Raw genomic sequence first — 23,708 nt, forward strand, 5'->3', positions numbered from 1 at the left:
ATCTCGATATTGTAGGGGTTTAGGGTGAAACAATTGTTCAATTGAATAAAATAATTGAACTAATGTATTTTAAAGTTAATTATTATTTTTGGATATTCCAAAAGCACAATGGATATATATACTTATTTTGAGAAAAATTGTTACGAAACAAACAATTGTCTATTTAATTTATGGGAAAAGTAGTTACGGCGGAAAAAACAGATGTTTTAGATCAGCTTGATCCCAAAAAATACATCATTATTAAAAATGCCCGAGTAAATAATCTGAAAAATCTTTCTGTAGCAATTCCCAGAAATAAACTGGTGGTTATAACAGGTTTATCAGGATCCGGGAAATCTTCTTTAGCATTTGACACACTATTTGCCGAGGGACAGAGAATGTATGTGGAAAGCTTAAATGCATATGCCAGACAATTTCTGGTAAGAATGGAAAAACCTGAAGTAGATTATATAAAGGGAATTTCTCCTGCTATTGCAATTGAGCAGAAAATCAACAGTAAAAATCCCCGTTCTACTGTTGGAACAACAACCGAAATTTATGATTATTTAAAACTTCTTTTTGCCAGGATAGGAAAGACTTTTTCTCCCGTGTCAGGAAATGAAGTTAAAAAACACTCTGTAGAAGATGTTTTAAATTATATCAACAGCTTACCAGAAAGAGAAAAAATACAAATTCTCGCCCCGCAAAAATTCCCTGATAAAAAGAAAAAAGAAGACGTTCTCAATCTGCTTTTACAAAAGGGATTCTCCAGAATTCTGATAGATGAAACGGTACTTGCAATTGAAGAGTTAATGGAAGATGCCACCTCCATTAAAAAGGTGAAAGATTTTCATCTGTTAATAGATCGGGCAATGGTAAATAAAAATGATGAAGACTTAAACTTCAGACTTGCCGATTCCATACAAACCGGATTCATTGAAGGGGAAGGATATTGTATTGTAGAGGTGCCAGGAAAAAAAAGAGAAACGTTTTCCGATAAATTTGAACTCGACGGAATTTCTTTTGAAGAACCGTCTGTCAACCTTTTCAGCTTTAACAATCCATTTGGTGCCTGTAAAAGATGTGAGGGCTTCGGCCATGTTCTTGGCATTGATGAGGATCTCGTATTTCCTGATAAATCTTTATCTGTTTATGAGGGAGTAATAGCCCCTTGGAGAAGCGAAAAGATGCAAAAATGGGCTGAACCACTTTTAAAAAATGGCATAAAATTCGACTTCCCCATTCACAGATCCTATTCGGATCTGGACGAAAAAGAAAAATCCTTACTATGGGAAGGCAATAAATATTTTAATGGGCTAAATGACTTTTTCAATTACCTCGAAAGCAAAACTCACAAAATTCAATATAGAGTAATGTTGTCCAGGTACAGGGGAAGAACTACATGTCCGGATTGCAGAGGAACACGATTAAGAAAAGATGCATCCTATGTAAAAATAGATGGAAAATCAATCGTGGACCAGGTACTCATGCCAATAAGCAAGTGTATTGAGTTCTTTAATCAGATAAAACTAAACTCTCACGAAAAGCAGGTTGGAGGTAGAATTTTAAAAGAAATCTCCAGCAGGTTAAATTACCTGGACAGAGTTGGACTTGGCTATCTTACTTTAAATCGAGTCTCTTCTACACTGTCAGGAGGGGAGTATCAAAGAATAAGGCTCGCTACATCTCTTGGCAGTGCGCTTGTTGGGTCTATGTATATATTGGATGAACCAAGTATCGGTTTGCATCCGAGAGATACAAGAAAACTCGTTTCTGTACTTGAAGATTTAAGAAATATAGGAAATACAGTCATAGTTGTAGAGCATGAAGAGGAGGTTATGAGGGCTGCAGATCAGATTATTGATATAGGTCCGGATGCGGGGGCTCACGGAGGACAATTAATCTTTCAAGGTAGCATAGAAGAAATGAAGGATGAAAATGTCTCTCATACATCAAGGTATTTGCATGGAACTGAAGGCATTTCCGTTCCAAAGAGAAGACGTGCCTGGCATGATTTTGTAGAAGTAAAAGGAGCAAGAGAAAATAACCTGAATAATCTTACAGTTAAATTTCCACTGAATACACTTTGTATGATTACAGGAGTGAGTGGTTCTGGAAAATCCACACTTGTTAAAAAAATACTTTATCCCGCTCTTAAGAAGCTTCATGGAAACATGGGTGAATTTACTGGCCGTTACGATGGGATTGGAGGAATATTAGGAAAGGTTTCACAAGTGGAGTTTGTTGATCAAAACCCTATTGGCAAAAGCTCTCGCTCAAATCCCGTGACTTATGTAAAAGCCTACGATGCCATAAGAAATCTTTATAGCGAACAACCTTTGGCAAAAGCCCGAGCCTATAAACCAGGGAATTTCTCATTTAACATTGAAGGGGGAAGATGCGAGATCTGTCAGGGAGAGGGAGTTGTAACCGTTGAGATGCAGTTTATGGCCGACATTCATCTTAAATGTGAAGGCTGTAACGGCAAAAGATTCAAACAGGAAATTCTGGAGGTTATTTATAAAGATAAAAACATCACAGATGTGCTTGATATGACCATAGATGAAAGTCTTAAATTCTTTGGAGACAAGCCTAAAATTCTTGAAAAACTTAAACCTCTCGCTGATGTGGGACTTGGATACATTAAACTTGGTCAGTCATCCAACTCTTTAAGCGGAGGAGAAGCACAAAGGGTTAAACTGGCTAGCTTTTTAGGAAAAGGGTCTTCAGAAGCAAAAGAACATATACTCTTTATTTTTGACGAACCTACAACAGGACTTCATTTTCATGATATCAAAAAACTATTGACCGCACTTAATGCCCTAGTTGAACAAGGAAATTCAGTTATCGTCATAGAGCATAATATGGATATGATTAAATGCGCAGACTGGATCATTGATATGGGACCAGAAGGAGGAGACGGAGGAGGAAATGTTACCTTCGAAGGAGTACCCGAAGATCTGGTTAAGCTGAAAAATAATTACACAGCTTCATTTCTTAAAGATAAGCTCTAAATGCCGGATAAAAGAAAGCATAGAGGAGCCCATCCAAATGATGAGAGCAATTTTAATGAAACAAAATTGCCAGATTTAAGGAATGCAGTGGAAGATCTTTCATGGTTGCTTTCAAAAAAATATAATGAAGCTTCTTCTCTTAAACTGGTAGGAGACAGGTACCGTCTTAATTTCCGTCAACAAATGGCAGTGCGTCGGAGTTGTTGCTCCCTTGATTCTCTGAAACATCGGTTGTCAATGCAAAAAAGTGCAGCATCTCTTAAAAATGCTGACTTATTTATTGACGGATTTAACACGTTAATAACCATTGAGTCCTTTTATTCTGGAGCATGTCTTTTTATTGGGATGGATGGATGTATAAGGGACCTTGCTTCCATACATGGTAGTTATAAAAAAGTAATGGAAACACCCGAAGCTTTGTCCCAGATAAGCTCTTTCCTATGGAATTTCAAACCAAAGTCTGTAACCTGGTATTTTGACGCACCTGTTTCCAATAGTGGCAGGATTAAGACACTTCTCAAAGAAATTTCCCCAAAATCAAATGCAGAACTTGTTCCTGATGCAGACAAACAACTACTTATCTCAAAAGGAATTATTGTGACTACTGATGGCCCTTTGCTTGACAAAATGACTGCATGGTTCAATCTAAACTCTGACCTTATACACTCATTACCAAATACATTAAGGACAAAACTTTTAAATTTGAATCCATTTGAAATTTCATCCTTAACAATCCTTTAACTTTCCATGTTGATATAGAGGAGAGTAAAAGCAATGGAGAGAATGACAAAAGTAATGATCAGACATAATGAAGAAGAAAGAAAATTCTTCACCACAGTAGAAGGGGTTGAATGTAATTTGAAATACATTAAATGGAATGACCTTGTCTGGGATTTTATAAGTTCTTTTATTCCTCAGACCTTAAAACAGGCCAATGAGCTTCGTTCAACCATTGTTGAATATGCACTCAATTTTGTCAAAACTAAAAATGCACGGATCAAGGCATCATGTACTTGTGTTCAGGATTATCTTGTAGAACATCCGGAATACAGAAGCTTGATTTACTATCCTTATTAAAAAATAAACAGTCTAAAAAACAAAAGCCGGACAGTGATTTAATTCATTGTCCGGCCTTTTTAAATGAATTTTATACTTTCTATTCTAAAGTAATAGTAGCATAAATATTTTCAAATGAAGGATCTGTAATTTCTCCTTTAGATTCAATCGTTAGCGAAAAGGCCTCAGCAGTTGAAGTCCCTTTCATTTTTTGCAAATATTTTATATTTGGAGTAACAGTACCAGAGTTTTCAGGAATTCCTTCATTTATTGACCAAAGCTGATAGGTCTTATCCTCTCCCAATGCATTGATATTTGCGCCGTCCACAAAAACTTCCCCATTTGATTTATTCCAATAAAGTGGAACTCTCAAAGTACCATCAGGGCTAATCATTTCAACTTTTGTAAAATTAGAATCCTTTAGCACTTCAACACTTAAAAGCGCAGATTCCAATTCGCTTTTAACACTAACTATCTCCTGCAAAAGGGTTTCTTTTTCTTTTAATGAAGACTCTTTAACCAGGGAATTATCCGAATTCAGATTTACCAGGTCATTATTTGCATTTTGCATTCTGTAGGCAAAAAAAACCGCAGCAATTAATGACATGACAGAAGTAACAATAAATATTGGAAGTAAAATTTTTGAGGTTTTCCTTTTTTCCTCTAATATTTCAAACTTCTCTACTTTCTCATTAACTGCTTTTCTGGAGCTTTCTTCTGCTTGACGTTCTTCATTCTGCCTTGCCAAATCCTCAAGCACTTGTCTCTTGTAACCCAATGGAGGTGTTTTCTCAAAACACATTACATATTTTCTCAATGCATTTTGAAGTATTCTTATTTCCTCATTAACATCCGGATTTCCTGCACTTGCTATTTCAATTTCACGAGCCTCTGCTTCTGATAGCTCTCCCAGAACATAAAGCTCCAGTTTACCGGAATTAATTAATTCTTGTGAAGTCATTTTCAGGAGTGTAAAGCTTTTAACATGTGCAAAGCTGCCTTAGCCTTATTTCTTACTGCATTTGCCGGTTGATTAAACTTATCAGCAATTTGTTCAATAGTCAGACCCTGGAAATAAATCAGGTCCAGATAATGCTTTTGTTCAGGATTAAGGTTGTTAAGAAAATCTCTTGAAACTGCAGGTTCTGTATTACCAAGAATTCCCTCTTGTGACTTTAACTGCACTAAATCTGATAAATTATCCTGCTTAAATCCCCTTTTGCTAACCAAATCTAAAGCAGTACTTCTGGCAATTCTCAAAAGCCAGTCAAAAAACTTTTCTGTTTTATGATTGAATTCTGATATTCTTTTTAAAATTTCAGAAAATACTTCTTTAAATACCCTTTCAGCTGTTTTTTCAGAATTCGCTATCCGTAAAACGATTCCAAATACAGCAGGAGAATAATGATCATAAAGGTATTCCAATGCTTTCTGGTCTTTGCTTTTTAACAGACCAACAAGCGTTTCCTCAGGGATGTGATCTTGCTGAATTTTTTCTTTAGCAGTATTTGCCATGGTTTAAAATTACGAAACCTTTTCTTCGTTCGATGGCTTTTTCACGAAAAATATTTGTGACCACATAATTATTCTTGTACCAATTTATCCTGATATTACTATTTATCCCACATTCTAATCATGGATTGAAAAATTTATATAGGTAATCATTAAGTAGGTTTTCCTGGTGTCTTGCAGCAATGAACGCTTTTGAAGCGCTCGGATAGAGCTGATCAAAATAATTGCCATTCCCGATTTTTACAATGTAAGATTTATAGGAATGGGTCAGAAACAAATCATGAAAAGGAACCTTAACACCTGAAAAATTCAAGCTATATGCTCTTTCATCCTGATTAAAGACCTTAATACAATCAGTGTATTTGAAATAGGCAAGTGGCTCAGTTATACCTCTGTAATTTTCTGATTGAGGAATTATCAAACCAATATATTTTTGCTCAAAAGAAAATTCCGATCTGTGCTTATCAAAGATAATATCTTCCCCCAATTCTATTTCCTTTAAAGAACAAGTAAAAATAAAACCGACAGTATCTTCATTCGACATAATGACTTTAGTTAATATTTCATCTCTAGATACCTCTTCCTTGCAAGACCTGTCCTTATATGCTAAAAGATTACCCTTTTCAACAGCTTCTAGCAAAATTTCCGACAAAACCGCATTTTCCCCAAATAAGTCAATATTTCTAGGGTCTTTTAAAGAAAGTGATCTCACCAGATGCTTTCTGAAAAGAACATCCTGTTCTCTGACATTCAGGTTTTGTCCAAATGCCAAATGTGATATTTCAAGAAATAACAAAATTAAAACTATGCCTTTCATAAAAGATTATTTTATGAAAGAACGAATACCAGGAAGGAAATATTTAATTCCTCATAAAAGCGCTTTCAGCAGTAGACAGGACATCAGTTGTCAAAAAAACAAAAAGACCCCTGCATAGTTACATTCTTTATAACCAAAGCCCAATGAAAGCACCTCTTAAAAACAGATATACTGGTCTATTAGTCGTTGTTGCCATTTGCTTTTTTACAATCACGGATAATGTTGCGACAGCCCAAAAAATACATGATCCATGGAAAATAACTATATACTACTCCCCTGAATATACTTCAAGATTTTTAAGTGTTACAAGTGACCAGTCAAACACTAAAGAAATGAGGAAAAAAGAAACTGGTACTTACGGTTATTCGGTGGGACTAAATTTTGAAAAACACCTCAATGATAGATTTGCCTTTGGTCTTGGAGGAAGGTACAGTAGAAAAGGTTATAAAAAACCATTAAATGCTGCTTTAAATGGAAATGATCAGACCAAAGGATCCTTTAAGGCAGAATTATTGGAATTTCCCGTATTTGTAGATTATAGTTACATTAAAAAAGAGAAATTTGCTCTATTTCTCAGAGTTGGCCCATCTTTTAATTACTTGATAGAGGCTAAGGAAAAAACTGAATATTATTCATCAGGAGTTTTGACGAAAACAACGGAATTTACCCGAGATGATTCAAATCTGAATAATTTTATTATGGGAGGAAATATAGGCACAGGGGTGCAGGCATTTATTTCTGATAAAATTGGTTTTATGCTTATGCCACAGTTCACTTACTTTTTTACACCTTTGCGGAAAAATACTCCTGAAAAAGAAAGACTCTATTCAATTGGCATAAATGGAGGTATTATACTTGCCTTTTAATGAAATCAACTTTTAAGAAAATTTTTTAAAACTCTAAACCTTGTGTATACCTGACAAGTATATACATAGCCTTGAACAAAATTTCCAAAAAATTTAATTATTTGTCTATAAAATTATAATTTAGTAATATAGTTTGAAAAAAGTTCGTTTGAGGAGAAATTTCCCTTAACAAAAAAATTATTATATAATTCAACTAATTAATTGTATTTTATATTGGAAGTACATAAATTAGCGAATTATTTGGAAGTGTATACAATTTAAGAAACAGGTTATGAATAAAATTTTCACCACTTTAAAGGGGCTTTCTCTTATAGCGGCAGGAGCAGTGATCATTGCTGCCTGTTCAAAGGGAAATCCTACCAGCACCAATCCGGGCAAAGAAAGCACGGTTACCGGTCTGGCCTACAATGAAGAAAACGGTTTTGAGGTTAAAGATTTCCAAGGTCAGCCAGAGGGGCCAAACCTTGTGTATATCGAAGGCGGTAGAACTGTTTTAGGTTCTTTCGAAGAAGATATTCTTAAATCGGGAGACAACGTAGAAAGAACAGTTACAGTAGCATCTTTCTACATGGATGAAACTGAAATTGCAAACATTCACTGGTTAGAGTATTTATTTTATATCCAGAGAGACTCTTCTCAGGAGTTCTATGAATCAGCTCTTCCTGATACAAACGTTTGGGCAAGTGAGCTTGCCTATAATGACCCATATGTAGAGCATTATTTAAGATACCCAGGTTTCCGTTATTTCCCATTAGTAGGAGTTAACTGGATTCAGGCAGTTGATTACTGTTCTTGGAGAACAAGAGTTGTAAACAATGAGCTTGCGAAAGATGCAGGAGTTGAAGTACCCGAAGGCGGAGGAAGAATTCCTCTTGAGTCTGGAGTAGTGTTACCAAACTATAGACTTCCTTCTGAAGCAGAGTGGGAATACGCAGCTCAAGCTCTTATCGGAAATCAGTGGCTGGATGAAAACCAAACACATAAGAGACTTTATCCTTGGGATGGACATGCACTTAGAAATCCTTATGGAAAACAAATGGGTATGTTCCTTGCCAACTTTAAAAGAGGAAGAGGTGACTATGCCGGTATTGCTGGTAAATTAAATGATGGTGCAATGATCACCACTTACATTTATGAATATCCTCCGAATGACTTTGGTCTTTACAACATGGCAGGTAACGTAAACGAATGGGTTTATGACGTTTATCGTCCTCTTACTTTCCAGGATTTCGACGATCTAAATCCACTAAGAAGAAATGGCTTCCTTGATGAAGAAAAAGGATATGATAAAGCAGGATTCCAGTCTCTAATAGATGACCATGTAAGAGTTTACAAAGGCGGAAGCTGGAAAGATGTTGCTTATTGGATGTCTCCTGGAACAAGAAGATATCTTGCTGAAGATTCTTGTACAGCAACTATTGGATTCCGTTGTGCAATGATCCAAGCTGGAACAAACTATTAATAGAAAATTAGTTAGATCATAAAAAAAGCCTTTGGGTAATACCCAAAGGCTTTTTTTATGTAGCGATGGCCAAAGATGCAATGCTGACCTTTCTGGCCCCGGCATTTAGTAAAGCAACAAGACAAGCTTCCATAGTTGATCCGGTCGTTATAACATCGTCAATAAGCAAAATATGTTTACCTGAAATTTCAGAATCATCCTTAACTTGAAATATTCCATCAACGTTTTTCCATCGCAAAATCCTGTTGATTTTTGTTTGGGTAGAATTTGAAACAACCCTTGCGACAACTTCTTTACAATCAACACTGAGAGTTTTCCCCAGTCCTTCGCCAATTACAAAGCTCTGATTATAGCCCCTGAATTTTAATCTTTTCAAATGTAAAGGAACCGGCACAATCAGGTCAGGTTTAAAAGAGGGAAATCTTTTAAGAATTTCCATACCAAACATTTCTCCCAAATACCTTCCTGCTGCTTTATTTCCCCCATATTTTATATCAAATAAAATATTCTGAACAATGCTTTTTTTCTGAAATCTAAGGTAAACAAAAGCATGGTCAATCATCACTTTGCCATAAAATCGCTTCTCCAAATCACTGTTTGTCAAAAGTCCTATATCCGCTTTGGGCAAGTTTACCAGACAAGAAGTGCAAAGAAACTTTTCGTTGACCAATAAACCAATATTGCACCCAGCACATAGCTCAGGGTACACCAATTCAAAAAATGAATAAAATAAGTTCTTCATAGCTGGTTAAAATTGAATCAAAATAAAGTAAAACTAATTATCATTTCATAACTTGAACCATTATTATAATAAATATAAATGTCAGCCGATAAAGATTTTGACCCCGAATGGATTGCACTGCTTGACAGTTTAAAAGCAGTAATTGGAAAAAGGCCAAACCTGGATGCTATTCTGTTTCTGATTGGAGTACAAGAACTTGGAAAAGGAAAAAGAAATTATTCCAAAGAAGAAAAGCAGGATCTGATGCACATTGGTATATGTAAATTATTAAGTTTATCAGGATATTATGAGCTCGAAGGACAAGATCAGGATGGATGGCCCCACTGGAAACTCGTTAAAACTTTGCCCCAATTTGATTTAAGAGAACAAGAAAAACTGCTCAAAATGCATATAAAGGAATATTTCAAAACACTTTAATTCTCTTTCTGCTTGAAAATAGTAACTTACAACGTAAATGGCTTACGATCAGCTATTAGTAAAGGCTTCGTAAAATGGCTTGAAGCTACAGGAGCTGATGTTATTTGCCTGCAGGAGATTAAATCAACACCAGAACAGGTAGATATAACAGAATTTGAAGCAATAGGATTTAACTATCTACATTGGCATCCTGCAGTGAAAAAAGGATATAGTGGAGTTGCGATTTTTTCCAAAATTAAGCCTGTAAATGTCTGTGGAGGTTGTGGTATGGAAAAATACGATTATGAAGGCAGAGTTTTAAGAATAGATTTTGAAACTTTTTCAATTCTCAACGTATATATGCCTTCAGGATCTAGCGGAGAAGAGAGACAAGCCTTTAAAATGTGCTGGTTAGATGATTTTTATAATTATGTTTCCACACTTAGGATAGATTTTCCCCGTTTAATTGTTTGTGGCGACTATAATATTTGTCATCAAGCAATAGATATACATAACCCAAAGTCCAATGCTAATTCTTCAGGTTTTCTACCTGAAGAAAGGGCCTGGATGTCAAAGTTTTTTGAAAGCGGTTTTGTGGATGCATTCCGGCATTTTAATTCTGAACCTCATCATTATACATGGTGGACATACAGAATGAACGCAAGAAGTAAAAATCTTGGCTGGCGCATAGATTACCATGCCGTAACAGAAAATTTAAAAGATCGCCTGAAAAGAGCAATTATTTTAAACGAAGCTAAACATTCAGACCATTGCCCGGTCCTTATTGAAATTGTTTAGATCAATATTTTCGTTTAATACATTTTGTTATTAAATTGGCCTCTTTAAAAATCTAATTGGGTACTGAATGTTCAACCAATTTTTTAAAAAATAAATGAAGAAATTGTTATTAACCTTAGCGTGCGCCGGGGTGATGTTGTCATCATGCGATACAACAAAAGAAACTGGCAGCGGTGAATCTTCCAGCCTAACTGCAGCGAAGGGAGGAAGATATTATGGCGGAGTGTTTAAAGTTAATGAGTCCGACTACATTAAAAATTTATTCCCTCATAATATTACTGATGCGATATCCTACCGCGTTGCAAATCAGGTCTATGAAGGATTGATGAAATTTAATCAGGCCGATTTAAGTCTCATAAAAGGGATAGCTGAAGATTATTCAGTAGATCCCAGCCAAACTGTTTACACATTCAAAATCAGAAAAGGTGTTTTGTTTCATGATAATGAATGTTTTCCAGGAGGGAAAGGTAGAGAGTTAACTGCAGAAGATGTTAAATTCTGTTTTACTCAACTATGTACCCAAAATATTAATAATCAAGGCTTTAGCGTATTTCAAGGTATTTTGAAAGGCGCTGATGAATACTACAAAGCTTCAGAAGGAGGAAAAAAACCTTCATTTGAAGTGGAAGGCATCAAAGTAATTGATCCTAATACTATTCAATTAACTCTAACTGCTCCAAACTCAATTTTCCTTTATAATCTTGCAAGACCATTTACCTATATATTCCCTAAAGAAGCTTTAGAGAAATATGGTCTTGAGATGAGAACGAAAGCCGTTGGAACCGGACCTTTCAAAATTTTCAGCATAGAAGATGACATTTCCATTATTCTTAAGAAAAATGATAACTATTGGGGTTCAGATGAACACGGAAACAAATTACCATTCCTGGATGCTATAAAAATCAAGTTTATTAAGGATAAGAAAACTGAGCTTTTAGAATTCAAGAAAGGGAATCTTGATATGATGTACAGACTTCCAACTGACCATATCATAGAAATTCTTGAAGAGGTAAAAGGAAACAAAGGTCAATACGGACAATATGACCTGCAGAGAACACCAGAAATGGCTACTCACTTCCTTTCCTTCCTGAATCAAGGTAAAATCTTTAACAATAAAGATTTAAGAAAAGCATTCTCATTTGCAATTGACAGAAAGAAAATCCTTGAATTCGTGCTAAACGGAGAAGGTTATGCCCCTGCTACACATGGTATAACTCCAATAGATATCTTTAAAAATCCTCTTTATGATGTCAGCAAAATTAATGGGTATGACCTTAATCTGGATTCTGCAAAATATTATCTGAAAAAAGCTGGTTATCCTGATGGAAAAGGATTCCCTAAAATAACTCTAGAACTTAACTCAGACGGAGAAAGAAATGCTGCAGTAGCAGAAGAAATTCAGAAACAACTTAAAGAGCACTTAAACATCTCAATAGAACTGAACATTGTTCCATTCGCTCAGTTAGTTGAAAACATGATTAATGGAAAAAGCGACTTTTTCAGAGGTGGTTGGATTGCAGATTATCCAAACCCTGAAAACTTCCTGTGGTTCTTCTATGGAAAAACCGTTCCTGCCAGTCTTGAAAAGCCATCATATCCAAATATGATGAGATACAAGAGTGAAAAGTTTGACAAACTTTATGAAGCCGGCTTAAAAGCTACAACTCAGGAAGAAGCTTTCAAACACTTCCTTGAGGCCGAAAACATAGTAATGCAGGATGCTCCAATCATGGTATTATGGTACGATGAAGGATATAGACTGATGCAGGCTTTTGTTAAGAACTTCCCGAATAATGCAATGCAATACAGGGACTTCACAAACGTCTACTTTGAGTATCCGAAGAAAGCGGACATGTAATTGGTTGAATAAAAACTTATTAATAACCATTTTGAGCAGGATCGAAGTTCGGTCCTGCTCATCTTAATTTAAAAGGCCTACAAAAATAATCAACTGGACGACCTCGTTAAGAAGTGATGAAACCAGCAGAAAACTTCGATAAACTCTTAGTAAACCTCAAGGCCTACAAAAGAAAGTATTACCTTAACCAAATGCTTAAGGGTGGAATTCTATTTTTAACACTTCTATCTTCCACTTACTTATTTTTTTCAATACTTGAATACTATGGGAAATTCAGCCAAACAGTAAGAGTAATATTTTTCTTTACATATCTTATTTCCGGTTCCCTAGCATTTTTTACCTGGATCGTGGATCCGTTATTAAAATATTTTGCGATCAACAAACAGCTGTCTGACGAAGAAGCATCTCGACAAATAGGACTATACTTTCCTGAAATCAAGGACAAACTATTAAATACACTTCAACTCAAGAAAATGAGTGAGAAGGATAGTGAGCTTATAAGGGCAAGTATAGAACAAAAGACTAATTCATTGTCAATAGTCCCTTTTTCCAACGCTATTAGCATAAGGGAAAATAAAAGATATTTACGATATCTTGTTGGACCAATTGTCATCATAGTTTTGATAGTATTCTTTCTCCCACACATTTTTGTAGAAAGTACTGCCCGCATTATAAATTATAATACTGACTACAAAGAGAAGGCACCGTTCACCTTTGTACTTGAAAATAAATCATTAAAAGCATTTAAAAACGAGGATTTTGAGATCAACTTATCCATAAAAGGTAATTCTGTCCCTGAATCTGTTTACCTCATATCCGCAAATAAAAGGTCTAAATTAAAAAACCTTGGAAAAGGAAAATTCTCTTATCTTTTTAAGAATATTCAGAGAAAAGAAGACTTCAATTTTGAAGCTGCAGGTTTTATTTCCGACGGATACTCTATTGATTTAATTAATAGACCAGAGCTTGCTTCATTTGATGTATATTTAAATTACCCATCCTATCTAAAAAAGCAGTCTGAAAAGGTAAAAAACATTGGAAATTTAAGCATTCCTGAAGGAACTTCAGTTACCTGGGAGTTCAGTACTAAATCAGCCAATGTAATTAAGATTTTGTTTTCTTCCGGAAAACAAATTACAGAAAACATAAAAGACGATTCTTATAAGCTGTCTAAAACCTTTAATAAGACAGAAAGCTATGATCTTGAGCTACAGAACAAACAGGTCAAAAGTAAAGAGAAGATTAGTTACACTATTAATGTAATTCCGGACCAGTTTCCTCAAATTTCAAGTGAGGAATACCACGATTCAATCCTATATAACTTTATTAGTCTTGGGGGAAGCCTAAACGACGACTACGGATTGACAAGCTTAAGACTTTTTTATAAAAAAACTTTAGCCGACAGCAAAGAGAAAGAATCTCAGTTCAAATCCATCAATGTTCCAATTGATCCAAAATTTTTGTCTCAGAATTTTATCTTTAATTGGAACATCGATTCCTTAAATTTAAAACCAGGAGAAAGTCTTGAATACTATCTTCAAGTATGGGATAATGATGGTGTAAATGGAAGAAAAAGTTCTAAATCCAAGACTTATGGATTAAAACTTCCATCAAAAGAAGAGGTATCAAAAGCTATATCTAAAAATTCAAGTCAGACAGAAAACAAAATGGAAAAAGCTTTGAGCAAATCTCAGCAGATCCAGAAAGACCTGAATAAAATAGAAGAAAAACTAAAAGGGAAGAATAATCTAAACTGGCAAGACAAAAAGAGTATAGAAGAACTTCTTAACAAGCATGAAGAACTTCGAAAAGAAATTGAAGAGTTAAAAAAAGCAAATGAGAAACTGAATCAACAACAGGATAAGTTTAGTCCATCCAGTGAAGAAATGGCAAAAAAAATGGAGCAGTTGCAAAAGCTCATGAATGAATTACTGGACGAAGAGACAAAAAAACTGTATGATGAGCTTCAAAAACTCATGGAAAAAAATGCTCCAAAACAGGATCTTCAAAAAGTGTTGGATGCCATACAGAAGAAAGAGAGCAATTTGGATAAAGAGCTAGACAGAGCTCTTGAAATGTTTAAGCAACTTAAATTTGATCAGAAGTCAGAAGAAATCATTAATGACCTAAAAGAAACTGCAAAAGAGCAGGAAAAACTTGCTGAAAAAACAACGCAAAAGCAGGAAGATCAAAAATCTCTTCAAGAACAACAAGAGAAGCTGAATGAAGACTTTAAAAATATCCAGGAGAAATTAAATGATCTTGAAAAGATTAATGAGTCATTGCAAAACAAAAATGATCTTGAAAATACAGATTCAAAAGAAAATGAAATATCCAATGAACAACAAAACAGTTCCGAACAACTGAAGAACAATCAAAACAAAAAAGCAGGTAATTCCCAGAAAAATGCAGCCGACAAAATGAAAGAAATGGCTGATAAACTATCTTCGATGCAGAAATCCAATGAACAACAACAAGCCGAAGAGAACATGGAAGACCTGAGAATGATATTAGAAAACCTCGTAAGGCTCTCCTTTGACCAGGAGGATGTCATGAAGGAATTCAAAAAAGTTAATCAAACAGACCCAAGATTCATTGCATTATCACAAAAACAGCTAAAACTTAAGGATGATAGTAAAATTATTGAAGACAGCCTTTTGGCATTAGCAAAAAGAGTCTACCAAATTGAATCTTTTGTTACCCGCGAAGTTGGGCAAATGAAAGATTTTATGGATGAAAGTGCAAAAGCAATTAAAGACAGGAGGCCAGATATAGCTGCAGGCAAGCAACAGTTTGCAATGACATCTATAAATAATCTTGCATTGATGCTTAACGATGTATTGAAGCAGATGCAGGAACAAATGGCTCAGTCAATGAAAAGCGGGTCTTCGATGTGCAAGAAACCTGGAAAAAATCCTAAGCCAGGTGTGGGAGAGCTTCAAAAACAACTCAATCAGAAAATACAGCAACTAAAGCAGGGAGGAAAAACAGGGAAAGAGCTTTCTGAAGAACTCGCAAAACTAGCTGCGGAACAAGAAACCATCAGAAAAGCGATGAAAGAACTTGAGAAAATGATGAATAAAAATGGTGGTCAGGCACCAGGAAACAATCTAAATCAGCTTTCTCAAAAAATGGAAGAAACAGAAAATGATCTTGTAAATAAAAAACTGACTCAGGAAATGATCTTGAGACAGCAGGAAATACTAACAAGATTATTAGAAGCAGAAAAGGCAGTAAGGGAAAGAGATCTAGATGAGAAAAGAGAAGCGGAATCTGCCAAAGAACCAAAACAGGATATTCCTCCTTCGTTTGAGAAATATCTCAAAGCAAAAGAAAGGCAAATAGACCTATTAAAATCCATTTCACCTGCTTTAACACCATACTATAAGCAGGAAGTAAATGAATATTTTCAGAAAATAGACAATTAAGATAAAACCGTATTATAAAGTTAAAGAATGATGAATTCGCTTAGGATACAGATCCCTTCCTTACCGGAAAACATTAGAATTGTTGAGAGCTTTATCGACAATGTAAAAGACAAGTTTCAGATTGATGATGACATCTATGGAAACATCATGGTTGCTGTTACAGAGTCAGTAAACAATGCTATTGTTCACGGAAACAAAGGAGACAGAACGAAAAATGTTGTCCTAGCTGCAGAATGCCAGGATAATCACTTAAAATTTATTATTGAAGATGAAGGCCCAGGCTTTAACTATGACTCATTACCAGATCCAACTGCACCAGAAAACCTGGACAAAATAGGGGGAAGAGGAATATTTCTGATGAAGCATTTATCCGACCTGGTCGAATTCAAAAATGAAGGAAGAACTGTAGAACTTTCATTTTACTTTAATTAATGTCAAATACATCTGAAATTTTTTTTCATAAAGAAGATATTTCCTTTCGCTTTTTACACAAAGAAAAAATTATCCAGTGGATAAACGAGGTGGCAAAAAAGGAAAAGAGGTCCATTGGATACATCAACTATATTTTCTGTTCTGATAATTATCTTTTAGAGCTCAATAAGGATTACCTTAACCATAAAACTTTAACAGACATTATCACATTTGATAATTCTGATGGAACTTTAATAGAATCTGATATTTTCATAAGCATCGAGCGAGTAAAAGAAAATGCAATCAAATTCGATACAACTTTCCACCAAGAGCTTTATAGGGTTTTAATCCATGGAGTACTACACCTCTGTGGATACAAAGACAAAAATGACGAAGAAAAAAACCTTATGAGAGAGAAAGAAAACAAATACATCAAACTCCTAAACTCAAAGTACAATATTCCACGTGGAACAAAATAACAACAATCAACTTTATGTTCCACGTGAAACATTACAAAGGAATAAACTAATAAAAATATACCACAAAATGTTCCACGTGAAACATAAAACTATAATAAAATAATAACTCTACATAATTCAGTCTCGCCTAATAGAGATTATAAAACAACAAAATATTGTTCCACGTGGAACATAAAAATAATTTACATACAATGTTCAAAGAATACGATGTAATTGTTGTAGGTGCAGGTCATGCCGGATGTGAAGCTGCTGCTGCTGCTGCTAAAATGGGTTCAACAGTACTACTTGCAACAATGAATATGCAAACTATAGCTCAAATGTCATGTAATCCGGCAATGGGGGGAGTAGCAAAAGGTCAAATTGTAAGAGAGATAGATGCGCTAGGTGGAATGTCAGGTATTATATCTGACAAATCTATGATTCAATTCAGGATGTTAAATAGATCCAAAGGTCCAGCAATGTGGAGTCCAAGAAGCCAAAACGATAGAATGAAATTTGCGGAAGAATGGAGACTAACACTTGAAAGAACACCAAATGTAGATTTCTGGCAAGAAATGATCAGTGGACTTCTTGTAAAAGACGGAAAAGTAGTTGGTGTGAGAACAGGAATGGGTATAGAAATAAAAGCAAAATCAGTAGTTCTTACAAATGGCACATTCTTGAATGGGATAATACATATTGGAGAAAAGAGATTTGGCGGCGGAAGAACAGCAGAAAAGGCAGCAACAGGAATAACAGAACAGCTTGTTGAACTAGGCTTCGAAGCTGGAAGGATGAAAACAGGAACTCCACCCAGAATAGATGGAAGATCTTTAAACTATGAAAGAATGGAGGAACAAAAAGGAGATGAAAATCCTGGAAAATTCTCTTATTCTGAAAAAACATCAGCGCCCAAAGAACAGAGAAGCTGTTACATAACCTATACTAACAAAGATGTTCATGAAGTACTAAAAACAGGTTTTGACAAATCTCCTATGTATACTGGGAGAATAAAAGGATTAGGACCCAGATATTGTCCATCTGTAGAAGACAAAATAAACAGATTCGCAGACAAAGAAAGACACCAGATATTTGTAGAACCTGAAGGATGGAACACAGTTGAAATCTATGTAAATGGTTTCTCAACATCATTACCTGAAGATGTACAATACAATGCTCTTAAACTAATACCAGGATTTGAGAATGTGAAAATGTTCAGACCAGGATATGCTATTGAATACGACTATTTCCCCCCAACACAATTAAAACTAACCCTTGAAACAAAAATTCTGGATAACTTATATTTCGCAGGACAGATTAATGGAACAACAGGTTACGAAGAAGCAGCTTGTCAGGGATTAATTGCTGGAATAAATGCACACAATAAAGTCCACGAAAAGAAAGAATTTATTCTGAGTAGATCAGAAGCATATATTGGAGTCCTGATTGACGACCTGGTAAATAAAGGTACAGAAGAACCATACAGAATGTTTACCTCAAGAGCAGAATATAGAATTTTACTTCGTCAAGACAATGCAGATTTAAGATTAACAGGAAAAGGGTATGAATTAGGGCTCGCCAGCAGGGAAAGATTTGAGAAAATGGAGGAAAAGAAAAAAGGGGTATTAAATCTGACAGAGCAACTAAAGTCTTTCAAATTCCAACCAGAACAAATCAATTCAAGATTAGAAGAACTTGGAAGTGCACAGATAAGAGAGAAAGCAACCTATCTTAATCTCATAAAAAGACCAGATTTGGATATAAAAGATCTGGCAAACATCAATGCAGAAACACAGAAACTACTTGCCAATTATAGTGATGATATTGTAGAACAAACTTCCATTGAAGTAAAATATGAAAGCTATATACAGAAAGAAGAAGCACTGGCAAAAAAAATGACAAACATGGAAAATTTTCAAATAAATGAATCCATGAACTATGATAGTTTAGTTGCACTATCAGCTGAAGCAAGAGAAAAGTTAAAAAGAATTAAACCAAAAACACTAGGACAAGCATCAAGAATAAGTGGAATTACACCATCAGACATTTCCGTTCTAATGATCTATCTAGGAAAATAAAATGAAAAATATAACCTCATGCCCTGTTTGTCATTCTACAGGATTAGGACTAAAATTGAATATAAAAGATTACTCTATAACCCAAGAGAATTTTAATCTTTTAGAATGCCCTAAATGCAAATTGCACATTACCTCCCCACAGCCAACTGAGGAAGATATCGGAAGATACTACCAATCCGAAAAATATGTATCTCATACAGATTCAAAGAAAGGATTCATCAACGCAATTTACCATAGAATAAGAAAAATAACTCTTACAGCTAAACTCGACTTAATAAACAAGTATTCAAAACCAGGAAACTTATTAGATATAGGATGTGGTACAGGATACTTTTTAAAGAAATGTCAGGAAAACGGATGGAGAATAACAGGTACCGAACCTGACAATGGTGCAAGGCAAAAAGCTAAAGATTTAACAGGAAAAGAAATTTATGGAAGTATAGATGAAATTACAGCCATAAAAGAATTCAATGTAATAACTCTTTGGCATGTACTTGAACATATACATGATCCAGTAAAAGCATTGGTAAAAATAAAGGAATTATTAAAAGATGAAGGAACAGTTATTATTGCAGTTCCAAATTTAGAGTCTAATGATGCTAAACACTATCAGGAAACATGGGCTGCATATGATGTTCCCAGACATCTATACCATTTCTCGAAGACAGCTCTGAACAATTTACTAATACAAACAGGATTTCAATTGATAGAAACCAAACCAATGAAATTCGATAGTTATTATGTAAGCATGTTAAGCGAAAAATATAAAGGAACAAATAATCCTCTAAACGCTTTCATCACTGGATTTAAATCAAATTTAAGAGCAAAAAAAGAATCAGGAAACTACTCTAGTATTATATATATCGCAAGAATAAAAAAATGATAAAGAATATCTTTACAGGAATAACAGCAATTTTTCTAATCATATTTTTGAAAGCCTGCGCAAATATTCAGGCTCCACAGGGAGGTGCCAAAGATATAAAACCTCCTAAAGTTGTCAAATCACATCCCAAACCAAATTCATTAGGATTCAAATCAAAAACAATGATCTTTGAATTTGATGAAAATATAAAAGAAAACAACTTTATGGAGCAATTAATAATTTCTCCAACCATCAATTCAGAATATACCTATAAAATAAGAGGAAAAAAACTAACAATAACCTTCAATAAACCATTTGAAGAGAATACTACTTATACAATAAACTTCAGAAATGCAATTCAGGATATAACAGAAAGCAATCCTCCAAAAAATCTTTCTATTGCATTCAGCACAGGGGCTAAACTAGATACTCTAACCATCTCTGGAAAACTTACAGATTTACTTACTAATAAACCATTAACGAATATATCTGTTGCTTTGTACAAAAGTGATGATACTTTAAATATTACCAATTCAAAACCGCTATACTTTACTAAATCAGAAACCGATCAATACAAAATTACCAATATAAAAAAAGGAACTTATGATCTTTATGCCTTAGAAGATCTTAGTAATAATTTGAAATATGACTCCAAAGAGAAAATAGGATTCAAGACGAAAATTCTCATAGATAGCAATATTACAAATGAAAATATCTTCTTAACCAAAATAGATACCACAGCTCCAGAAATAATATCTACCTCAATCATAAACGAAAATGAATTTATTATCAAATTAAAAGAGGGTTTAAAGTTACAACACATTGATTATCAAAGAGATACATCTTTTAATGTAAGCTTTTTAATTGAAAATCAAGCAAATACAATAAAAATATTCAATACGTGGAATATAATGGAAGATAGTATTCCACTTAGACTCATATTAGAAGATTCTTCCGGAAATATTGGCAGAGGAAATATCAAAATTATCTATGAATCCAAAACCAAAAAGAAAACTGAAACAAAGACTCCATTATTAATATCCGTTAATCCTGAAGATGGAAAACTTAACCCCAAAGCAAACAAGATCAAATTAAATTTTTCCAGTCCGGTTAAAAATATAGAATTCAGTCAATTTCAGATAAAAGAGGATTCGATCGTAAAACCCTTTGAAAAGAAAAACTTCAATCTTAATAAACAAAAACTACAGGCAGTGGTGGATATCTACTATCCGGATAAAATAGACTCCTTATTTCTCATTATTCCTGACAGTACTATAAAAGATTTTTTAAATAACTACAATAACGGCTTAAAGCAGCGGTTTTCTGTCAAAAAGGAAGAAGACTATGCGATACTATCAGGAACGATATCCACAGAGGCTAAAAACTACTTTTTTGAATTACTAAATGAAAAGTATATTCCTATTCTTACCCTTAAAAACCCAAAGAAATACGAATTGAATTTCCTCAATCCAGGAACATATTATATAAGAATTCTCGTAGATGTTAATAACAATGGCAAATGGGATAACGCAGATCTAAGTAAGATGACCCAAGCAGAGCCAGTTATCTTTTATAAAGAGAAAATAGGTTTGAGAGCCAATTGGGAAGTCAGAGATATCAACATTGAATTTTAAGAATTATTAATAAAAAGATAAAGTATTGATTTTAAATAATTAATGATTGAAGATTTTCAACATTCAATGTTATTAAATCATTAAAAAATAAATTTCCAAAATCAAAAAACAATGTGAGATGAACCTTTTATCAACTTATCGAAATTCATCCAAAATAACATGGTCAAAAATGGTGGATTATTTATAACAATCCTCAATCCACAATGTTTAAGGATAAATACACATTAAAAAGTTTTCTATCGTTAATAAAAAGCAAAAATAACTAATAATCAATCAATAAAACGTTATATAACCTGTGGATAAAAAATATATAAATCAAGAATTATAAACTTCACAAAAAATCAAGAGGTGAATAATTAAAGTTTTCAACTTATTCACAGGGATATATTATAAATAATAATTATTTAAATATTTAATTAATAAAATAAGGGATTAATAAGTCAGTTTGAAAAATATGAATGTGAAGAAGCTTTATATTTCCTTAACCACACTTGTTGCATTTTTGTTTTTTGCGACTTCTAACTTTTTATATGCTCAAGTTTCTCCTGAAATAAAAATTGCCAATGAATACTACAACAATCAGGAATACAGTAAAGCTCTTTCTGAATACGAAAAAATTGGCAAAAGGGTTGAGAACCTTCCGCTAATTTATTCTAATTACTATAATTCATTGATCCAGGAAAAAAATATCACTGAGGGTGAGAAGCTCATCAAAAAGATGATTAAGAGCAGTCCTAACGAATCTTTTTATAAAGCTGACCTCTATCTTCATTTGCAAAAGTTCTCTTCACAGGACAAAGCTCAGAAGGAATTTTCAAACCTTTCAGAAGCTGTTCGGGATAATCAATCTTTAACAGAAAAAATTGCGGATTATCTTGTAAAATCCGGAAATGTGGATAAAGCTGCGGAATTGTATATAAACTCAAGAAAAGCACTAAATAACAGAAATTTATACAGTTTTAAACTTGCTGAGCTTTATAAAATTCAGAATAATAATGCATTAATGATTGAAGAAATGCTGAATTACCTGAAGAATGATCCCAATGAATTAGAAAATGTGAAAAACCAGTTTCAGAATATTCTGACCGAAAAAGAAGATTTTGATTTATTGGAAACCACATTGTATGATAAAATCCAAAAAGACCCGAATGATGCTGCTTTTAACGAAATGCTACTCTGGATGAATATTCAGCAGAAGAATTTTACAAAAGCCTTTATGCAATCAAAGGCCTTGGATAAAAGATACAAAATGCAGGGTATGAAATTGATAGAGGTGGGTAGAATTGCAATGGAAAATAAAGACTATGAAGCAGCCTCAAAATTTTTCCAATATGTTGTAGATGAATACAAAAATGGGGTACACTATGGTCAGGCAAAAAGAATGTTGATTAATTCCAGGGAAGAACTGGTTAAAAATACATTTCCTGTCAATGAAAGTCAGATCAGATTGTTAATTGCTGATTACATAAATCTTATTAAAGAGCTGGGAAAATCCCCGTACACTACAGAGGCAATGAAAAACATGGCTCTGCTGGAAGCATTTTACCTGGATAAAAAAGATACAGCCATTATAATATTAAATGATGCTTTAAATTATTCCAGAAATGATAGTCGTTTAACAGCAAAAATCAAGATTGATCTAGGTGACATTTACCTGTTAAAAGAAGAACCTTGGGAAGCTACATTATTGTATTCCCAAGCGGAAAAAGCAATGAAGGAGGATCCGATTGGCCATGAGGCAAAGCTAAAAAATGCAAAATTAAATTATTATAAAGGAGAATTCGAGCTGGCGCAGGAACATCTTGATATCCTTAAGATGGCTACTTCGAGAGAGATTTCAAATGATGCAATGAATCTAAGTCTTCTAATTCAGGATAACACTATTTTGGATACAGATACGACAAATGAAGCGATGAAGCAATATGCCAAAATAGATTTTCTTCTTTTCAGAAATAAAAATCTTGAAGCTATTGAAATGGCAGAGGAGATTTTAAGAAAATATCCGAAACATTCCCTGGCTGATGAAGTGCTTTTACTGCAAGCAAAGATCTACAGAAAATTAGGTGATTTTGATAAAAGCCTTCTTGCACTCGAGAAAATTAATACTTCTTTTTCTACTGATATTCTTGGTGATGATGCGCTCTTTCTGACTGGAGTCATTTATGAGGAAAATAAAAAAGATAACCAGAAGGCGATGCAGATTTATCAGGATTTTATGATTAAATATCCAGGAAGTATCTTTAATGTAGAGGCTAGAAAACGATTTAGAAAGCTAAGGGGCGATAAAATTTAAACTGTATTGGTTTAAAAAAATTTTCCCGCTACGCGGATTTTGAC

19 protein-coding genes are annotated in these 23,708 nt (G+C 34.1%); 15 read left to right on the forward strand and 4 right to left on the reverse strand.

What is annotated here, in order from left to right; translation table 11 throughout:
* Positions 1–170 precede the first annotated feature (170 nt).
* Genes uvrA through MYP_RS07955 form a run of 3 tightly spaced genes read left to right on the forward strand, consistent with a single transcriptional unit; the run spans position 171 to position 4,070 of the window.
* Positions 171–2,993 carry an excinuclease ABC subunit UvrA gene (gene uvrA / locus MYP_RS07945; RefSeq protein ID WP_045461348.1) on the forward strand — a complete coding sequence of 941 codons (2,823 nt, stop codon included), beginning with the start codon at positions 171–173 and terminating at the stop codon, positions 2,991–2,993.
* Positions 2,994–3,734, forward strand: coding sequence for a DUF434 domain-containing protein (locus tag MYP_RS07950; protein WP_045461350.1), 741 nt, complete (start codon positions 2,994–2,996; stop codon positions 3,732–3,734).
* Between the two features lie 33 nt (positions 3,735–3,767).
* The gene (locus MYP_RS07955; protein WP_045461353.1) at positions 3,768–4,070 is read left to right on the forward strand and encodes a GNAT family N-acetyltransferase; all 303 of its coding nucleotides are present in this window, start codon (positions 3,768–3,770) and stop codon (positions 4,068–4,070) included.
* A 79-nt stretch (positions 4,071–4,149) separates the two neighbouring features.
* Here the strand turns inward: MYP_RS07955 and MYP_RS07960 are convergent, their stop codons facing one another.
* The 3 genes from MYP_RS07960 to MYP_RS07970 form a co-directional block, all read right to left on the reverse strand.
* Positions 4,150–5,010, reverse strand: a complete 861-nt coding sequence (locus MYP_RS07960) for an anti-sigma factor (RefSeq protein ID WP_045461355.1) — start codon at positions 5,008–5,010, stop codon at positions 4,150–4,152.
* 2 nt (positions 5,011–5,012) lie between these two features.
* On the reverse strand, positions 5,013–5,564 hold the full coding sequence (locus MYP_RS07965) for an RNA polymerase sigma factor (RefSeq protein ID WP_045461358.1): 552 nt from the start codon (positions 5,562–5,564) through the stop codon (positions 5,013–5,015).
* 118 nt (positions 5,565–5,682) lie between these two features.
* A complete protein-coding gene (locus MYP_RS07970) occupies positions 5,683–6,378 on the reverse strand; it encodes a hypothetical protein (protein ID WP_045461362.1) in 696 nt (231 codons plus the stop codon).
* A 143-nt stretch (positions 6,379–6,521) separates the two neighbouring features.
* Here MYP_RS07970 and MYP_RS07975 point away from each other — a divergent pair, with 143 nt between their 5' ends.
* Positions 6,522–7,244, forward strand: coding sequence for a porin family protein (locus MYP_RS07975; protein ID WP_045461366.1), 723 nt, complete (start codon positions 6,522–6,524; stop codon positions 7,242–7,244).
* Positions 7,245–7,515: 271 nt separating this feature from the next.
* Positions 7,516–8,706: a gliding motility lipoprotein GldJ gene (gldJ, locus tag MYP_RS07980; RefSeq protein ID WP_045461368.1), complete on the forward strand. Its 1,191-nt coding sequence runs from the start codon at positions 7,516–7,518 to the stop codon at positions 8,704–8,706.
* A gap of 55 nt (positions 8,707–8,761) precedes the next feature.
* Here gldJ and MYP_RS07985 read toward each other — a convergent pair whose 3' ends face one another.
* Positions 8,762–9,448, reverse strand: coding sequence for a ComF family protein (locus tag MYP_RS07985; RefSeq protein ID WP_045461371.1), 687 nt, complete (start codon positions 9,446–9,448; stop codon positions 8,762–8,764).
* Positions 9,449–9,526: 78 nt separating this feature from the next.
* Here MYP_RS07985 and MYP_RS07990 point away from each other — a divergent pair, with 78 nt between their 5' ends.
* The 10 genes from MYP_RS07990 to MYP_RS08035 all read left to right on the forward strand — a co-directional run bounded on the left by MYP_RS07990 (position 9,527) and on the right by MYP_RS08035 (position 23,664).
* Positions 9,527–9,865 (forward strand): hypothetical protein, encoded by a 339-nt coding sequence (locus MYP_RS07990; protein ID WP_045461374.1) that lies wholly within the window; start codon positions 9,527–9,529, stop codon positions 9,863–9,865.
* Positions 9,866–9,877: 12 nt separating this feature from the next.
* Entirely contained in the window at positions 9,878–10,642 is a 765-nt protein-coding gene (locus MYP_RS07995) for an exodeoxyribonuclease III (RefSeq protein ID WP_045461377.1), read from the forward strand.
* Between the two features lie 94 nt (positions 10,643–10,736).
* Positions 10,737–12,500 (forward strand): ABC transporter substrate-binding protein, encoded by a 1,764-nt coding sequence (locus tag MYP_RS08000; RefSeq protein WP_045461380.1) that lies wholly within the window; start codon positions 10,737–10,739, stop codon positions 12,498–12,500.
* A 116-nt stretch (positions 12,501–12,616) separates the two neighbouring features.
* Positions 12,617–15,928, forward strand: coding sequence for a DUF4175 family protein (locus MYP_RS08005; RefSeq protein ID WP_045461383.1), 3,312 nt, complete (start codon positions 12,617–12,619; stop codon positions 15,926–15,928).
* A gap of 30 nt (positions 15,929–15,958) precedes the next feature.
* The gene (locus MYP_RS08010; protein ID WP_045461384.1) at positions 15,959–16,360 is read left to right on the forward strand and encodes an ATP-binding protein; all 402 of its coding nucleotides are present in this window, start codon (positions 15,959–15,961) and stop codon (positions 16,358–16,360) included.
* A complete protein-coding gene (ybeY, locus tag MYP_RS08015) occupies positions 16,360–16,818 on the forward strand; it encodes an rRNA maturation RNase YbeY (RefSeq protein ID WP_045461385.1) in 459 nt (152 codons plus the stop codon). The genes MYP_RS08010 and ybeY overlap by 1 nt, the downstream gene beginning before the upstream one ends.
* A 191-nt stretch (positions 16,819–17,009) precedes the next feature.
* Positions 17,010–18,875 carry a tRNA uridine-5-carboxymethylaminomethyl(34) synthesis enzyme MnmG gene (mnmG, locus tag MYP_RS08020; RefSeq protein WP_045461389.1) on the forward strand — a complete coding sequence of 622 codons (1,866 nt, stop codon included), beginning with the start codon at positions 17,010–17,012 and terminating at the stop codon, positions 18,873–18,875.
* A 1-nt stretch (position 18,876) separates the two neighbouring features.
* Positions 18,877–19,758, forward strand: coding sequence for a class I SAM-dependent methyltransferase (locus MYP_RS08025; protein WP_045461393.1), 882 nt, complete (start codon positions 18,877–18,879; stop codon positions 19,756–19,758).
* Positions 19,755–21,371, forward strand: a complete 1,617-nt coding sequence (locus tag MYP_RS08030; RefSeq protein WP_045461395.1) for an Ig-like domain-containing domain — start codon at positions 19,755–19,757, stop codon at positions 21,369–21,371. The genes MYP_RS08025 and MYP_RS08030 overlap by 4 nt, the downstream gene beginning before the upstream one ends.
* 454 nt (positions 21,372–21,825) lie before the next feature.
* Positions 21,826–23,664 (forward strand): tetratricopeptide repeat protein, encoded by a 1,839-nt coding sequence (locus MYP_RS08035; protein WP_052430027.1) that lies wholly within the window; start codon positions 21,826–21,828, stop codon positions 23,662–23,664.
* The last annotated feature ends 44 nt before the right edge of the window (positions 23,665–23,708 follow it).

This window comes from Sporocytophaga myxococcoides (assembly GCF_000775915.1).
GTDB lineage: Bacteria > Bacteroidota > Bacteroidia > Cytophagales > Cytophagaceae > Sporocytophaga > Sporocytophaga myxococcoides_A.

Coding starts and splice junctions, on each gene's coding strand:
- MYP_RS08005 (WP_045461383.1), top strand. CDS start 12,617: ATGAAACCAGCAGAAAACTTCGATAAACTCTTAGTAAACCTCAAGGCC.
- uvrA (WP_045461348.1), top strand. CDS start 171: ATGGGAAAAGTAGTTACGGCGGAAAAAACAGATGTTTTAGATCAGCTT.
- MYP_RS07950 (WP_045461350.1), top strand. CDS start 2,994: ATGCCGGATAAAAGAAAGCATAGAGGAGCCCATCCAAATGATGAGAGC.
- MYP_RS08035 (WP_052430027.1), top strand. CDS start 21,826: ATGAATGTGAAGAAGCTTTATATTTCCTTAACCACACTTGTTGCATTT.
- MYP_RS07985 (WP_045461371.1), bottom strand. CDS start 9,448: ATGAAGAACTTATTTTATTCATTTTTTGAATTGGTGTACCCTGAGCTA.
- MYP_RS08010 (WP_045461384.1), top strand. CDS start 15,959: ATGAATTCGCTTAGGATACAGATCCCTTCCTTACCGGAAAACATTAGA.
- MYP_RS07975 (WP_045461366.1), top strand. CDS start 6,522: ATGAAAGCACCTCTTAAAAACAGATATACTGGTCTATTAGTCGTTGTT.
- gldJ (WP_045461368.1), top strand. CDS start 7,516: ATGAATAAAATTTTCACCACTTTAAAGGGGCTTTCTCTTATAGCGGCA.
- MYP_RS08030 (WP_045461395.1), top strand. CDS start 19,755: ATGATAAAGAATATCTTTACAGGAATAACAGCAATTTTTCTAATCATA.
- MYP_RS08025 (WP_045461393.1), top strand. CDS start 18,877: ATGAAAAATATAACCTCATGCCCTGTTTGTCATTCTACAGGATTAGGA.
- mnmG (WP_045461389.1), top strand. CDS start 17,010: ATGTTCAAAGAATACGATGTAATTGTTGTAGGTGCAGGTCATGCCGGA.
- MYP_RS07990 (WP_045461374.1), top strand. CDS start 9,527: ATGTCAGCCGATAAAGATTTTGACCCCGAATGGATTGCACTGCTTGAC.
- MYP_RS07955 (WP_045461353.1), top strand. CDS start 3,768: ATGGAGAGAATGACAAAAGTAATGATCAGACATAATGAAGAAGAAAGA.
- MYP_RS07965 (WP_045461358.1), bottom strand. CDS start 5,564: ATGGCAAATACTGCTAAAGAAAAAATTCAGCAAGATCACATCCCTGAG.
- ybeY (WP_045461385.1), top strand. CDS start 16,360: ATGTCAAATACATCTGAAATTTTTTTTCATAAAGAAGATATTTCCTTT.
- MYP_RS07960 (WP_045461355.1), bottom strand. CDS start 5,010: ATGACTTCACAAGAATTAATTAATTCCGGTAAACTGGAGCTTTATGTT.
- MYP_RS07970 (WP_045461362.1), bottom strand. CDS start 6,378: ATGAAAGGCATAGTTTTAATTTTGTTATTTCTTGAAATATCACATTTG.
- MYP_RS08000 (WP_045461380.1), top strand. CDS start 10,737: ATGAAGAAATTGTTATTAACCTTAGCGTGCGCCGGGGTGATGTTGTCA.